13 protein-coding genes are annotated in these 13268 nt (G+C 63.7%); 9 read left to right on the forward strand and 4 right to left on the reverse strand.

Features of this window, described 5'->3' with window-relative positions:
* Positions 1-57: 57 nt before the first annotated feature.
* The 5 genes from bioB to ACN9MO_RS28360 are packed head-to-tail and all read left to right on the forward strand — an operon-like array spanning position 58 to position 5102.
* The gene (gene bioB / locus ACN9MO_RS28340; RefSeq protein ID WP_113132511.1) at positions 58-1074 is read left to right on the forward strand and encodes a biotin synthase BioB; all 1017 of its coding nucleotides are present in this window, start codon (positions 58-60) and stop codon (positions 1072-1074) included.
* Complete coding sequence (locus tag ACN9MO_RS28345) at positions 1071-2216, forward strand: 8-amino-7-oxononanoate synthase (protein WP_113132510.1); 1146 nt, start codon at positions 1071-1073, stop codon at positions 2214-2216. The genes bioB and ACN9MO_RS28345 overlap by 4 nt, the downstream gene beginning before the upstream one ends.
* Positions 2213-2851 (forward strand): dethiobiotin synthase, encoded by a 639-nt coding sequence (bioD, locus tag ACN9MO_RS28350; RefSeq protein ID WP_113132509.1) that lies wholly within the window; start codon positions 2213-2215, stop codon positions 2849-2851. The genes ACN9MO_RS28345 and bioD overlap by 4 nt, the downstream gene beginning before the upstream one ends.
* Positions 2848-4116, forward strand: coding sequence for an adenosylmethionine--8-amino-7-oxononanoate transaminase (locus tag ACN9MO_RS28355; protein WP_113132508.1), 1269 nt, complete (start codon positions 2848-2850; stop codon positions 4114-4116). The genes bioD and ACN9MO_RS28355 overlap by 4 nt, the downstream gene beginning before the upstream one ends.
* Positions 4113-5102, forward strand: coding sequence for a beta-ketoacyl-ACP synthase III (locus tag ACN9MO_RS28360; protein ID WP_425987186.1), 990 nt, complete (start codon positions 4113-4115; stop codon positions 5100-5102). Before ACN9MO_RS28355 ends, ACN9MO_RS28360 begins: the two co-directional genes overlap by 4 nt.
* Before the next feature lie 63 nt (positions 5103-5165).
* Here ACN9MO_RS28360 and ACN9MO_RS28365 read toward each other — a convergent pair whose 3' ends face one another.
* Positions 5166-6167: a LacI family DNA-binding transcriptional regulator gene (locus ACN9MO_RS28365; RefSeq protein WP_110880526.1), complete on the reverse strand. Its 1002-nt coding sequence runs from the start codon at positions 6165-6167 to the stop codon at positions 5166-5168.
* 296 nt (positions 6168-6463) lie between these two features.
* On the opposite strand from ACN9MO_RS28365, the gene ACN9MO_RS28370 reads away from it, so the two are divergent.
* The 4 genes from ACN9MO_RS28370 (at position 6464) to ACN9MO_RS28385 (ending at position 10695) form a co-directional block, all read left to right on the forward strand.
* Positions 6464-7396, forward strand: coding sequence for a sugar ABC transporter substrate-binding protein (locus ACN9MO_RS28370; protein WP_057251882.1), 933 nt, complete (start codon positions 6464-6466; stop codon positions 7394-7396).
* A gap of 118 nt (positions 7397-7514) precedes the next feature.
* On the forward strand, positions 7515-9077 hold the full coding sequence (locus ACN9MO_RS28375) for a sugar ABC transporter ATP-binding protein (RefSeq protein ID WP_425987189.1): 1563 nt from the start codon (positions 7515-7517) through the stop codon (positions 9075-9077).
* A 1-nt stretch (position 9078) separates the two neighbouring features.
* Entirely contained in the window at positions 9079-10092 is a 1014-nt protein-coding gene (locus tag ACN9MO_RS28380; protein WP_199536493.1) for an ABC transporter permease, read from the forward strand.
* A gap of 132 nt (positions 10093-10224) precedes the next feature.
* Positions 10225-10695, forward strand: a complete 471-nt coding sequence (locus tag ACN9MO_RS28385) for an RbsD/FucU domain-containing protein (protein ID WP_113132505.1) — start codon at positions 10225-10227, stop codon at positions 10693-10695.
* Positions 10696-10752: 57 nt separating this feature from the next.
* Here ACN9MO_RS28385 and ubiV read toward each other — a convergent pair whose 3' ends face one another.
* The 3 genes from ubiV to ubiT are packed head-to-tail and all read right to left on the reverse strand — an operon-like array spanning position 10753 to position 13191.
* On the reverse strand, positions 10753-11697 hold the full coding sequence (gene ubiV / locus ACN9MO_RS28390) for a ubiquinone anaerobic biosynthesis protein UbiV (protein WP_113132504.1): 945 nt from the start codon (positions 11695-11697) through the stop codon (positions 10753-10755).
* Between the two features lie 7 nt (positions 11698-11704).
* Positions 11705-12682 (reverse strand): ubiquinone anaerobic biosynthesis protein UbiU, encoded by a 978-nt coding sequence (ubiU, locus tag ACN9MO_RS28395; protein ID WP_058329724.1) that lies wholly within the window; start codon positions 12680-12682, stop codon positions 11705-11707.
* Positions 12673-13191 (reverse strand): ubiquinone anaerobic biosynthesis accessory factor UbiT, encoded by a 519-nt coding sequence (gene ubiT / locus ACN9MO_RS28400; protein WP_057251877.1) that lies wholly within the window; start codon positions 13189-13191, stop codon positions 12673-12675. The genes ubiU and ubiT overlap by 10 nt, the downstream gene beginning before the upstream one ends.
* Positions 13192-13268: the final 77 nt, after the last annotated feature.

Raw genomic sequence — 13268 nt, forward strand, 5'->3', positions numbered from 1 at the left:
TAGATAATAATGCATTCTATCTATTTTGCTCTGCCGCAAACAGGGAAGTGAACGAACATGCTGGATACAAACAGTTCGACCGAGCCGACCTCCGGAGCCACCAAATCCGCCAAAACCGGTTGGATTCTGGCCGACGCACAAAAAATCTATAATTTGCCATTCAACGACCTTCTGTATCGTGCGCAGTCCGTTCACCGCGCCCAGTTCGACCCCAATGCCATCCAGATGAGCCGCCTGCTCTCGATCAAGACCGGCGGTTGTGCCGAAGACTGCGGCTATTGCAGCCAGTCGGCGCACTACCCGACGGGGCTGAAAGCGTCGAAACTGATGGAAGTCGAACGGGTTCTTGCGGAAGCACGGAAAGCGAGGGACGGCGGCGCGACGCGCTATTGCATGGGCGCCGCCTGGCGCAGCCCGAAGGAGCGCGACATGGAGGCGATCGTCGCCATGGTCCGGGGCGTGCGGTCGCTCGGCATGGAGACCTGCATGACGCTTGGCATGCTGACGCCGGAACAATCCGGGCGGCTCGCAGATGCTGGGCTCGATTACTACAACCACAATGTCGATACGTCGGAGCGCTTCTACGGCGAGATCATCACCACCCGCAGCTTTGCCGACCGGCTGGAAACGTTGGCGAACGTCCGCGATGCCGGCATCAAGGTCTGTGCCGGCGGTATTCTCGGCATGGGCGAGACGGCTGACGATCGGATATCGATGCTGGTGACGCTTGCCAATCTGCCGGTGCCCCCAGAAAGCGTGCCGATCAACATGCTGATTCCGATCCCGGGCTCGAAGCTTGCCGATGCGGCGCCGGTCGATCCGATCGATTTCGTTCGCACCATCGCCCTGGCGCGCATCCTGATGCCGCAGTCGCATGTCCGCCTTTCGGCCGGCCGCACCGATATGAGCGACGAGATGCAGGCGCTCTGTTTCTTTGCCGGCGCCAATTCGATCTTCGTCGGCGAGACGTTGCTGACCGCCGACAATCCCGGCGAGGACCACGACGCGGCACTCTTCCGTCGCCTGGGACTGAAACCGATGGCATCAGCGGCAAAACAGGACGCGGCCGAATGAGCGTGAGCCTCTTCGCTCGCCAGGAGAAGACGCTTTCTGGCCTCGAACGCAAAGGGCGTCGGCGCGAGCTTGTCGCGGTTGGTGGCGTTGACTTCACCTCCAACGACTATCTGGCGCTCGCCGGATCGCCGCGTCTGAAGGCCGCAATTGGCTCAGCGATCGACCGCGGCGTGCCGGTCGGATCTGGCGGTTCGCGGCTGTTGCGCGGCAACCACAGGGAACATGAGGCGCTGGAGGCGGAGGCGGCCGCCTTCTTTGGCGTGGAGCGAACGCTGTTCTTCGGCAGCGGCTATGCGGCCAATGCCGCCTTGTTTTCGACGCTGCCGCAGCGCGACGATATTATCGTCCACGATGCCCTGATCCATGCGAGTGCCCATGAGGGTATCGCCGCAAGCAGGGCCGGTGCGATCGCGGTCAAGCATAGCGACGTTGACGCCTTTGCCGATGCGATCGGTGCGTGGCGCAAGCGCGGCGGCATGGGACATCCGTGGATTGCCGTCGAAAGCCTCTATTCGATGGACGGCGACCGGGCGCCGCTTGCAGACCTCGCCGCGCTCGCCGATCGGCATGATGGATTTCTGGTGGTCGACGAAGCGCATGCGACCGGCGTCTTCGGGCCAGATGGCCGCGGTTTGACGGCCGAATTGGACGGCAGGGAAAATCTCGTCGTGCTGCATACCTGCGGCAAGGCGCTCGGCGTTTCCGGCGCCCTCGTTGGCGCAAACGCCGTGCTTTGCGACTATCTCGTCAACCGTGCTCGCAACTTCATCTATGCGACGGCGCCTTCGCCGCTCATTGCCGCCGCCGTCCGCGAGGCTCTTGTGACGCTCGTGGATGAGCCTCGGCGGCGGGCGGAGTTCGATGATCTCAGGACCTTCGCCAATCGCGTGTTCACCGAAACCCTCGGCATCGAAGGCAGCGGCTCGCAGATCCTTCCAGTCCCGGTCGGCGACAACGGTCGCGCCGTGAGGATTGCCGCGCGGATGCGCGCCGAGGGTTTCGATATCAGGGCGATCCGTCCACCGACCGTTCCCGAGGGGACGGCGCGGCTCCGGATCGCGATCACGTTGAATGTCGACCGGCCGATGATCGCGCGCATGTTGGAGCGCTTGAAGGTGGCGATGGTCGAGGAACGGCCATGAGGCCCCGTTTCGTCATCACCGGCACGGATACCGGCATCGGCAAGACGATATTCTCCGCAGCGCTGACCGACGCGCTTTCCGGTTGCTACTGGAAGCCGGTGCAGTCGGGGCTCGATGAAGAAACCGACAGCGAGGCTGTAGCGCGGCTCGGTCGGATCCCGCCCGACTGCATCCTGCCTGAGACCTATCGGCTGAGGACACCGGCTTCGCCACATCTGTCGGCGCGGATCGATGGTGTGTCGATCCGGCCTGAACATCTCTTGCCGCCCAAGGTCGACCGCCCGCTCGTCATCGAGGGGGCAGGCGGGCTCCTGGTGCCTCTCACCGAGCGGAGCGTATTTGCCGATGTGTTCGCGCGCTGGCAAATCCCGGTCATTCTCTGCGCCCGCACGGGGCTCGGCACGATCAATCACACCTTGCTGTCGCTCGAGGCGCTCCGGCGCCGTGCGATCCCGGTCCTGGGTGTCGCCTTCATCGGCGACGAGCAGGCGGACAGCGAGGCGATCATCGCGGAACTCGGGGAGGTTCGACGGCTTGGACGGCTGCCGCTGCTTGACCCGTTGACGCCGGAACGGCTGCGGCAGGCGTTTCGCGAAAATTTCGACGTCGACGATTTGCTGGAGGTGCCGGCATGAGAAACTCCACCGTCTGGTATCCCTTCACCCAACATGCACTGGAGCCGGCGATGCGACGCGTCGTCCGGACCGAGGGCGCCTATCTCATCGACGAAAACGGGGCGGCGATCCTCGATGCGATTTCGTCCTGGTGGGTCATCACCCACGGCCACCGGGATCCCGCCATCATGGAAGCGATCCGCGCCGCCTCGCAAACCTACGATCAGCTTATCTTCGCCGAATATACGCATGCGCCGGCGGAGAACCTGGCGCGCGGGCTGATCGAGATCGCGCCACCCGGGCTCGCCCATGTGTTCTATTCCGACAGCGGCTCGACCGCGGTCGAAGTCGCGCTGAAGATGGCACTTGGTTTCTTCCACAATCTCGGCCGGCCGCGGAACCGCATCTGTGTGCTCGAACACGGCTATCATGGCGATACGATCGGCACGATGTCCGCGGGAGAAAGGGGCGTCTTCAATGCGCCTTACGCACCGTTGCTCTTTGCCGTCGATCGGCTGACGTTTCCGGAGCCGGCTCAAGAGCAGGCGACGCTTGATGCCTTCGAGGCGGCCTGTGCCACCGGCGAGGTCGCGGCCCTGTTGATCGAACCACTGCTCCTCGGTGCAGGCGGCATGAAAACCTACCCGGCTTCCGTGCTTGCCGAGTTGAAACGGATTGCCGAACGGCACGGCAGCCTGTTGATCGCCGACGAGGTGATGACCGGATGGGGACGAACGGGCAGTCTGTTTGCCTGCGACCAGGCCGGCATCACGCCCGATATTCTTTGCACCTCGAAGGGACTGACCGGTGGCGCGCTGCCCTTGGCGGCGACACTCTGCACGGCCGAGATCTTTGAGGCGCATCTCTCGACAGATCGACGCAAGACGTTCTTTCATTCCAGTTCCTATACGGCCAATCCTATCGCCTGCGCGGCAGCGCTCGCCAATCTCGCCGTCTGGAAAGAAGAGCCTGTGCGAGAACGTATCGACGCGTTGACGGAGCAGCAGCGTCGGCATGTCGCTCGGTTTGCAGGCGACACCCGGTTCAGCGATACGCGCCAGCTTGGAACGATTGCTGCCCTTGATCTCAAGGTTCCGGCTGGCGGCTATCTCTCCGAGATCGGCCCGCGGCTCAGGGCCTTCTTCCGCGAGCGGCGATTGCTGATCCGCCCGCTCGGCAATGTCATTTATCTGATGCCACCCTATTGCGTGACCGCCGATGAGCTCGACCGGGCCTATGGCGCGATCGACGAGGCGGCATCGCTTTTCGCGGCAGGGCGGCTGTGAGCGCCGCACGGTCATCTCGCGTTGTCGGTTTCGGCCATGCCGTGCCGGCACGGCGTGTTGCCAATGCCGAGATCGAAACAAAGCTCGGTCTCGAGCCCGGCTGGATCGAGCGTCGTACCGGCATTCGCGAGCGGCGTTGGGTCGAGGATGGCGAGACTTTGACGGGACTTGCGTCGAGCGCCGGCGCGGCGGCGCTCGAGGATGCCGGCATGCCGCGGGGCGATGTCGCCCTGACCCTGTTGGCGACCTCCACGCCCGATCATCTCCTGCCGCCTTCCGCACCTTTGCTCGCCCACCGGCTCGGGCTCACCCGTTCCGGAGCGATCGATCTGGCCGGTGCGTGCTCGGGTTTTCTCTATGCGCTGACGCTTGCCGACGGCTTCGTCCGTTCGCAGGGAAAACCGGTATTGGTGGTGGCGGCCAACATTCTGAGCCGGCGCATCAATCCGGCGGAAAGAGCAAGCGCCGTTCTCTTTGCCGACGCGGCGGGTGCGGTCGTCGTTGCGCCTTCCGATGATCCGCAGACCGGTTTGCTTGGCGTTGATCTTGCCGCCGACGGCAGCCGCTACGACCTGATCTCCATCGCCGCCGGCGGCAGCAGCCAGCCGTTCTCGCCGGGCCTGCAGCCCCAGGATTTCCTGATGACGATGCGCGACGGGCGGGAGATGTTCGCTCAGGCCGTGGAGATGATGACAGCCTGTGCCGTCCGCGCAATGGATGCCGCCGGCTGCAATCCCCAAGAGATCAGCCGCTTCGTGCCGCATCAGGCCAATGCCCGGATCTTTGACGCCGTCTGCGATCGCCTCGCCATCGAGCCTGCAAGAACCGTGCGGAGCATCGCGGACTACGGCAACTCGTCCGCCGCGACGATCCCGCTGTCGCTATCGCTCGCGCGAGAAGCGCGGCCGTTCGATCACGGGGAGAAACTGCTGCTGACGGCAGCGGGCGCCGGGCTCACCGGAGGCGCGGTGGTGCTTGGCTGTTAGCCGGTGCGAGACGGGTGCGGAAATCGCGCGCAATTTTCGCGCCTCACTTGGGCAGGCTCGCGGTCAGGGCGCCCCAGGTGCTGCGCAGGATCCGCGGCGTATGAGGACTGGCTGCAGCTTGTATTCCTCCTGCAGCGCGTGGCTGCCGAGCACGCCGTCCAGCGCCAGCCGCGCGATCTCGTCGATCGGCTGGCGGATCGTCGTCAGGCGCGGCAGCACCAGCGAGGCAAGCGGGATGTCGTCGAAGCCGACGATCGAAAGATCGGTCGGCACGCGCACGCCCATGTCGCCGGCGGCGCGCAGAAGACCGATCGCCTGCTGATCGCTCGCAGTGGCGATCGCCGTCGGGCGCGTTGCTGCCGCTTGTGTCAGCATCTGCTTACCGAGCTCTTCGCCCGAGCGGTAATCGAAGTGACCTTCGACGACCTGCGGTGCGACGTATTCGCCTGGATGGGTCGTGCGGAATTCTTCGAGTCGCTGCTTGAAGCCATCGCGGCGCTCGCCCGACACTTCGGTCGAACTCGGTCCGCTGATGTAGCCGAGCCGGCGATGCCCGAGTGCGAGCAGATGATCGGCGGCGAGGTAGCCGCCCTGCCTGTTGTCGACGGCAACGAGTGCATGCCCGCTCAAGGGCCGGTCGACGGTTACCGTCCGCGTGCCGGCGACAAGTCCGTCGACGAGACTGTTGCTGACGGGAACGAGGATCAAACCGGCGGGCAGGCGCCCGAGCAGTGTCTCGATCTGCTGCCGTTCCGCCTCCGGGTCGTCATGGGTGTTGGCGAGCAGGACCGAATATCCCTCGGCCGAAGCAAGCATCTCGACGTGCTTGGCAAGCTCGGCGAAGAAGGGATTTGTGATATCGGGCACGACGAGCCCGATGATGTCGGTTTTGGCGAGCCTGAGACTGCGGCCGAGGATGTTCGGGCGGTAGCCGATTGCCTCAATCGTTGCTTCCACTTTCTTCCGGATGTCTTCGCTGACCGTCTTGTTCTTGGCAAGGACGCGCGAAACAGTGCCCACGGAGACACCGGCACGCTGGGCAACATCCTTTATCGTCGGGTTCAAACGGTCGGCTCCAGTCCCATTTTCTGCGTCCGCTGCGGTTAGAAATCATGCAGCAGATCAAAGCGTTATCGCAAGCCCCCGGGGTATCGGGTGGCGGCTGGTTTCTTCCTTTTAAATCAGAGAATGCCGGCAACCGATAGCGACTTCCAGCACAAATTTCACCGTGATGAAACGTTTCATATTGACAGCAGAGAGATGTTTCGCTTTTCTTGGCGGCAGAAGCGGTTCATTCGCATTCACTTGATGAAACGTTTCATCGATGGTTGGAGGACCGTCGTTTCACCGGAGGAGAACCCATGAAGCTTTCAAGATTCGCATCTATCGTCGCGCTCACTGTTGCCACTGCGCTCCCGACGATCGCGATGGCCGCCGACAAACCCGTCGTTGGCCTCGTCATGAAGTCGCTTGCCAACGACTTCTTCAAGAACATGCTCGAAGGCGCAGAGGCGCATGCAAAGAAGCGGGGCGACTACGAGCTCAAAGCCATCGGCATGCAGAACGAGACGGATTTCGAGAGCCAATTGAACGGCGTCGAAAACTTCATCACCCAAGGCGTCGACGCGATCGTCATCGCACCAGCCGACTCCCGCGCCATGGTCGCGCCGCTGAAGAAGGCGATGGACGCCGGCATCGTCGTCGTCAACTTCGACGTCTCGCTCGACGAGCAGGCGAAGAAGGATGCGGGTGTCGACCTCGCCTTCGTCGGTCCTGACAACCGCGGCGGCGCCAAGATGGTCGGCGATGCGCTCGCCAAGGACCTTGGCGCCGGCGGCAAGGTCGTGATCCTCGAAGGCAACCCGGGCGCCGACAATGCGGCGCAGCGCAAGCTCGGTTTTGAAGACGCGGTCGCCGCCGGCAAGCTCGATCTTCTCGATTCCCGCACGGCTCATTGGGAAACGGAAGAGGCGAACGCCGTCTTTTCCACCATGCTGACGGCGCATCCCGATATCCAGGGTGTGCTCGCGGCCAACGATTCGATGGCGATCGGGGTGGTCAAGGCGCTCGATGCGGTCGGCCGCAATGACATCAAGGTCGTCGGCTTCGACAACGTGCCAGCGGTCGCGCCCATGCTGAAGGACGGCAAGCTGCTCGCGACCGTCGACCAGTTCGGCTCGGAGATGGCGGCCAATGCGATCGACAAGGCGCTCGCCGTCGTCGCCGGCGGTCCCAAGCTTGAAGGCTGGGTCAAGACCGACATCAAACTCGTGACCAAGGACGACGTGAAATAGCCCAGAGATTGCTTCTACCGCACCGGGTGTCGCCCGGTGCGGCTTAGGCAGGAACAGCGGACGCGGGATGCGATTGGCTCCCGTTCGGAATTGCTGCGTTTCAAAGGGCTAGATTATGATGAACACGGAATCAGTGCGCGCGGATGCGGCTGACATTTCGACGCGGCCCGTTCTGGAGCTGCACGATGTCAGGAAGGCCTTCGGCGGCACCAAGGCGCTGAATGGCGTCAGCCTTTCTATTGAGCCAGGCGAAGTGCATGGCCTGATCGGCGAGAACGGCGCCGGAAAGTCCACGTTGATCAAGGTGCTCTGCGGCATCGTCCGTCCGGACGAGGGCGCGATCAACCTGTCCGGCCGCGCTTACGCGCCGACGACGCCGCGCGAGGCCAAGGCCAACGGCCTCCAGGTCGTGCACCAGGAATTCAACCTGCTGCCCTATCTCTCAGTGGCGGAAAACATCTTCATCGAACATCTGCCGCGCAATGCACTCGGCGTTGTCAGGCTGCAGGAGATGCATGCCGGCGCGCGTGCCGCGCTCGACGCCATCGGACTCAGCGATATCGACGTGCGTTGGCCGGTCGAGCGGCTCGGCATCGCCCATCGCCAGCTCGTCGAAGTTGCCAGAGCGCTGATGACGGAAAGCCGCATCCTCATACTGGACGAACCGACGGCAACGCTGACGTCGCGCGAGACCGAGCGGCTGTTCAAGATCATCAACGAGCTTCGCAGTCGCGGCGTGTCGATCATCTTCGTTTCCCATCACCTCGACGAGGTCTTCCGCATTTGCGACCGAGTGACGGTGCTGCGCAATGGCGAGACGGTGTTCTCGCGGCCGATTGCCGAAACCAACCAGGACGAACTGGTGCGCGCCATGGTCGGCCGCAAGCTGCAACAACAGATGGCGAGCGAAATGGTATCGTTGGCGCGCCCCGAAGAAGCGCTGTCGCTCGTCAACTTCCGCCATCCGCAATCGCCCCATGCCCAAGGCATCTCGCTTCAGTTGCACAAAGGCGAAATCCTCGGGATTGCCGGTCTCGTCGGTTCGGGGCGCACTGAGCTCTTGCGCGCGATCGCCGCTGCCGAGCCACCGCTCTCCGGCGCGCTTCGTCTTGAGGGTGCGCCCGTTTCCTTCCGCTCGCCGCGCGAGGCGATCAATGCCGGCATCGGTTTCGTCACCGAAGACCGCAAGGAGGAGGGGCTGATCCTCAACATGCCGATCGCGGCCAACGTCACGCTTGCGTCTCTGTCGGACGTTTCAAGTGCCGGCATCCTCGACAGGAAGGCCGAGATCGCGGTGACGGAGCGGCTCGGTGCCGAGCTCAAGCTGAAATATGGCGGGCCGGGCAAAAATGCCGCGACGCTTTCCGGCGGCAACCAGCAGAAGGTGGTGCTCGCCAAGTGGCTGGCGCGCAATCCGAAAGTGCTTTTGCTCGACGAACCGACGCGCGGCGTCGACGTCGGCGCGAAGGCTGAAATCTATGCGCTGATCCGCCAGTTCGCCGAGCGTGGCCTGGCGCTGCTGGTCGTCTCCTCCGAACTGCCGGAGCTGATGACGCTGTCGGACCGGATCCTGGTGATGTCGCAGCACCGCGTCGTCGGCGAACTGTCGCGGCCGGAATTCTCCGAAGAACGTATCCTGCAATATGCCTACCAGGGCGAGCAGCAACAGGCGAGGCACTGAGATGCAAGCACTCGAAAAGACACAAGCAAGCGACACCGCCGATACGCGCCGGCTGACGGGCTGGTCGCCGAAGGTGCTCTTGCGCGATACCGGTATCGGCCTGGCGCTGCTGCTTTTGATCGTCTTCTTCTCGGTCAGCACCGAACACTTCCTGACGCCGAACAACATCTCCAATATCCTGACGCAGATCACCATCAACCTGATCCTCGCCGTCGGCATGACCTTCGTCATCCTGATCGGCGGCATCGATCTTTCCGTCGGTTCGATGCTCGCCTTCTGCGCCGTCGTCGGCGGCACGGTGCTGACGATCCCCGACCTCTCGGTGTTTCAGGCAGTAGCCCTTGCGACCCTTGCCGCCGTCGGCACCGGCGTGGTCTGCGGCTTCCTCAATGGCTGGATCAGCGCCTTCTGGGGGCTGCCCTCCTTCATCGTCACGCTCGGCATGCTGAACATAGCCCGCGGCGCAGCACTTCAGGTGACGGATGCGCGCACGATCTATTCCTTCCCGCCGAGCTTCAACGCCTTCGGTTCGCAGATGATCCTCGGCATACCCGTGGTCTTCCTGATCGCGCTGGTGCTCGTCGCGATCGCCTGGTTCGTGCTGTCGAAGACGGTGTTCGGCCGGCTGCTTTATGGCATCGGCAACAACGAGGAGGCCGTGCGCCTCGCCGGCCACTCGCTGATGTTCTACAAGGTCGCTGCCTTCACCATCGCCGGCGCGCTCGTCGGCATTGCCGCCATGGTCTACATGGCGCGCCTCAACATCGCGAGCCCGATCATCGGCATCGGCTTCGAGCTCAATGCGATCGCGGCGGTGATCATTGGCGGCACCAGTCTCAATGGCGGTCGGGGCACCGTGATCGGCACGCTGCTTGGAGCCTGCATCACCGGCGTGCTCGCCAACGGCCTCATCCTGTTCGGGCTCAGCGACTTCATGCGCCAGATGATAACAGGCGTCGTCATCATCCTCGCCGTCATCATTGACAAATATCGCGAGCGGTTAACGGGCATTTGATCCGGGCGGCTTGCCGCCCGCTCCCAACCAACGAGAAACGTTCATGCGCTGCTGGGGTGATAAGGCCGCACGCATTGCAGTTTCGTGCCCGGATTTCCATGGGCAGAGACAAGCTGAGGAAAGGACAGGCTGATGCTTATGAATGTTGACCCGGCGCTGAATGCGGACGTGTTGCACGCGCTTCGCTCCATGGGCCACGGAGACCGGATCGCGCTCGTCGACGCGAACTTTCCGGCCGACACGATAGCCCGCCACACCCGGCTTGGCCTGCCGCTACACATTGCCAATGTTTCGGCTGCGCGCGCAGCCAGAGCCATCCTCTCCGTCATGCCGCTCGATACGCCGTTGCAGCCTTCCGCCGCTCGAATGGCACCAGAAGCCAAGGCGGGGGAGTTGCCGGATGTCCAGCGGGAGGTGCAGGCCGAAATCGCACGGGCGGATGGCGACGCGCCGAAGATGTACGCGATCGAGCGCTTCGCCTTCTACGAGGAAGCAAGACGCGCCTATTGCGTCATCGTGACCGGCGAGGCGCGCCTTTATGGCTGCTTCCTGTTCACCAAGGGCGTAGTGCCGCCCACCAGCCATTGGGACGAGGCGATGTGACGGAAGTCGGCATCGTTGCTTCCTCGCCGCCCGGCAGAAGTGTGGCCGGCCCGCGACTCAGGCAGCCGGGATCGCCAAGGACGCTGGTACCTTGACCCAGGCCGCTCCCGTCTGGCCGTGGTGGAAGCCATTGGAAAACGGGACTCCCGGATAGACAGACTCGAGGCGTGCCAGGCTTTCGTCGATGGCGCGCCGGCCGGCGATCGCGTCGCCATAGATCTCGGCGACGGCGACCATGTCGCAGTCCTGTGGGGACAGCCGGATCCGGGAGACGCCGGCGGCGGCAAGTTCAGGCAGTTCCTGCATCAGCGCCTGGCAGGTGTGCGACATGGTCTGCACGCCGTTCAGTGCGAGGAAAGGTTGACGGTCGAGCGTCTCGACGGTCAGGCCATCCGTGTCCTCGCCGCAGATGAACTGGCAATTGTCCTTGATCAGGCTCTTGGAGCGCGCATGGGCGCAGCGTGCCGAGATCGCCAGTGGCACGCGGCCGAAGGCGAAGATCTCGAAAGCGAGGCCCGGATTTTCCTTGATGATGCCGCGCACCGACGCCATCGGCAGTTCAGGCGGCAGACAGATGCTCGTTGCGCCCCTCGAGGACAATAGCCGGGCCGTGGCGCCATTGTAGACGTTGACCAGTGGTCCGATCGAATGCGGCCTGCCGGCAAGCAGGTGCAGCGCGGATAGGTCGTTGGCCTCGATCGGGTAGGTGCTGTCACGCACCAGCCCGCGCACCAGCTGGCTTTCGCGTTCCAGCGTCACCAGCGCCAGCGAGGCGAGGCTTACCTCTTTGCCGGCACTCTCCAGCCGCTCGATGACCTCTCCGATATGCGGTTCGATGAAATGCAGCCGTTTCGAGCAGACGGCCTCGCCGATCGTCACATGGGCGATCGGCGCCTCGTCGGCGATGCGGAAATAGAAGTCGCGCCACTTGGGGCCGTCCCAGAGATAATAGACTGGGCCGAGGCTCAAGGCGGGTTTGGATGGGCTCGTAGATGTGGTCATGGGCCGATTACCTCCAGCGCTTTTCATAGGCGCCTGTTGTCGTCTTCTGGCCTTCGCTAAGCGCTTTCAGCCGCGATACCAAAGCGGGCCGCTCGGCGGCGCCGGCGGTCAGTGCCCGCCGCATGACCGAGACGACCTCGGCAACATAGGCCTTGCCGCGCTGCCGCCCTTCGATTTTCAGCGCGCTGACGCCCGCGCTGCGCAGCGCATCGATATGGTCCATCACGTCGAGCGAAACCGGATCCTCGAAGGCATAACCGCGTTCGTCGGCAATATCGAAGCGCCCCTTGCAGAGCGTCGGGTAGCCGGCGGCCTCTCCGGCCGGGAAGCGGTTGATCGTGTAGTCGCCGAGCTCGGAGACGAGTTCGCGCCCGTCCTGGCGGTAGCGCACATGGCTTGCGGGCGAGCAGACGCCGTTCATGTTGGGCGACTTGCCCGTGGCGTAGGAAGAGAGCGAGCAACGCCCCTCGGCCATGACGCAGAGGCCGCCAAAGGCGAAGACCTCGATCTCGCAATCGATCTGTTTGGCTAGTCGGGCGATGTCGGCGATCGTCAGCGTGCGTGGCAGCACGACGCGTTTTGCCGCGAAAGCCTCGACAAGGAACCGAACGGCATCGGCATTGGAGGCGGAGGCTTGCACGGAGACATGCAGCCGCTGTTGCGGATGGCGTTCGACCGTGTAGGCCATCAGGCCGAAGTCGGCGAGGATGACGGCATCGGCGCCGAGTGCCACGGCGTCGTCCACCGCCTGGTGCCAGAGCGTCTCCTGGCCGGCGCGCATGAAGGTGTTGATCGCGACGAAGGTCATCACCTTGCGCTGCTTGGCATAGGCAATTGCCGTCCGGAGTTCCTCTCGGGAGAAGTTCAGCCCGGGAAAATTGCGTGCGTTGGTTTCGTCGCGAAAACCGCAATAGACCGCGTCGGCGCCGGCATCGACGGCTTCGCGGAAGGCGGCCGGCGTGCCGGCGGGGCAGATCAGTTCCATTGGGGAGCCTCCTCCTTGACAACACGGCCAAGTGCGCGCTCGCGGATTTCCTCCGTGGCGCGGCGCACGAGCGGTGCGAACGGCCCACTCATCCGCGCAAGATCGCGTGGGAGATCGATTTCGCAATCGTCGAGTGCGTTGCGCAGCGCCAGCATCGCCTCCATGTCGCCGCTGACGGTGAGATCACGCGAGAAGAAGACGGCGTCGCCATCGACACGGCCTTCGAGCAGGGCCAGCAGCAGCACCAATTCGCCTTCCATGCAGGCATCGGAAGCCGGCGCGCGCTCCTTGCGATGGACGGAAATGCGCGGCACGGCCGGTTCGACGAGAAAGCCGATCGGCAGATCGGAGGGCAGGAAGGCGTAGCGTTTGTTGGCATGGTCAGCCAAGCGATCGAAGAGGCCGGGATGGGTCTCGATCACGCGGGTGAAGACACGTTGCACCACGCTTTCGATGGCGATGATGGGAACGAAGCTGAGAGGTGCGGTGATCGCGAGCGGAAGTGACATTGTTACCTTTTGGGGCTACCTGCGAAGCGACGGAATCGGACGATGCGGCGCATGCTAGTCGCCCGCCGCCGCCGGTT

This window comes from Ensifer sp. R-19, from assembly GCF_049905105.1.
Taxonomy (GTDB): domain Bacteria; phylum Pseudomonadota; class Alphaproteobacteria; order Rhizobiales; family Rhizobiaceae; genus Ensifer.

What these genes read in the sequence shown, in the direction of transcription:
- bioD (WP_113132509.1), top strand. Translation starts at nt 2,213, where the DNA reads ATGAGGCCCCGTTTCGTCATCACCGGCACGGATACCGGCATCGGCAAG.
- ACN9MO_RS28355 (WP_113132508.1), top strand. Translation starts at nt 2,848, where the DNA reads ATGAGAAACTCCACCGTCTGGTATCCCTTCACCCAACATGCACTGGAG.
- ubiV (WP_113132504.1), bottom strand. Translation starts at nt 11,697, where the DNA reads ATGACCACATCTACGAGCCCATCCAAACCCGCCTTGAGCCTCGGCCCA.
- ACN9MO_RS28375 (WP_425987189.1), top strand. Translation starts at nt 7,515, where the DNA reads ATGAACACGGAATCAGTGCGCGCGGATGCGGCTGACATTTCGACGCGG.
- ubiU (WP_058329724.1), bottom strand. Translation starts at nt 12,682, where the DNA reads ATGGAACTGATCTGCCCCGCCGGCACGCCGGCCGCCTTCCGCGAAGCC.
- bioB (WP_113132511.1), top strand. Translation starts at nt 58, where the DNA reads ATGCTGGATACAAACAGTTCGACCGAGCCGACCTCCGGAGCCACCAAA.
- ubiT (WP_057251877.1), bottom strand. Translation starts at nt 13,191, where the DNA reads ATGTCACTTCCGCTCGCGATCACCGCACCTCTCAGCTTCGTTCCCATC.
- ACN9MO_RS28370 (WP_057251882.1), top strand. Translation starts at nt 6,464, where the DNA reads ATGAAGCTTTCAAGATTCGCATCTATCGTCGCGCTCACTGTTGCCACT.
- ACN9MO_RS28385 (WP_113132505.1), top strand. Translation starts at nt 10,225, where the DNA reads ATGCTTATGAATGTTGACCCGGCGCTGAATGCGGACGTGTTGCACGCG.
- ACN9MO_RS28380 (WP_199536493.1), top strand. Translation starts at nt 9,079, where the DNA reads ATGCAAGCACTCGAAAAGACACAAGCAAGCGACACCGCCGATACGCGC.
- ACN9MO_RS28345 (WP_113132510.1), top strand. Translation starts at nt 1,071, where the DNA reads ATGAGCGTGAGCCTCTTCGCTCGCCAGGAGAAGACGCTTTCTGGCCTC.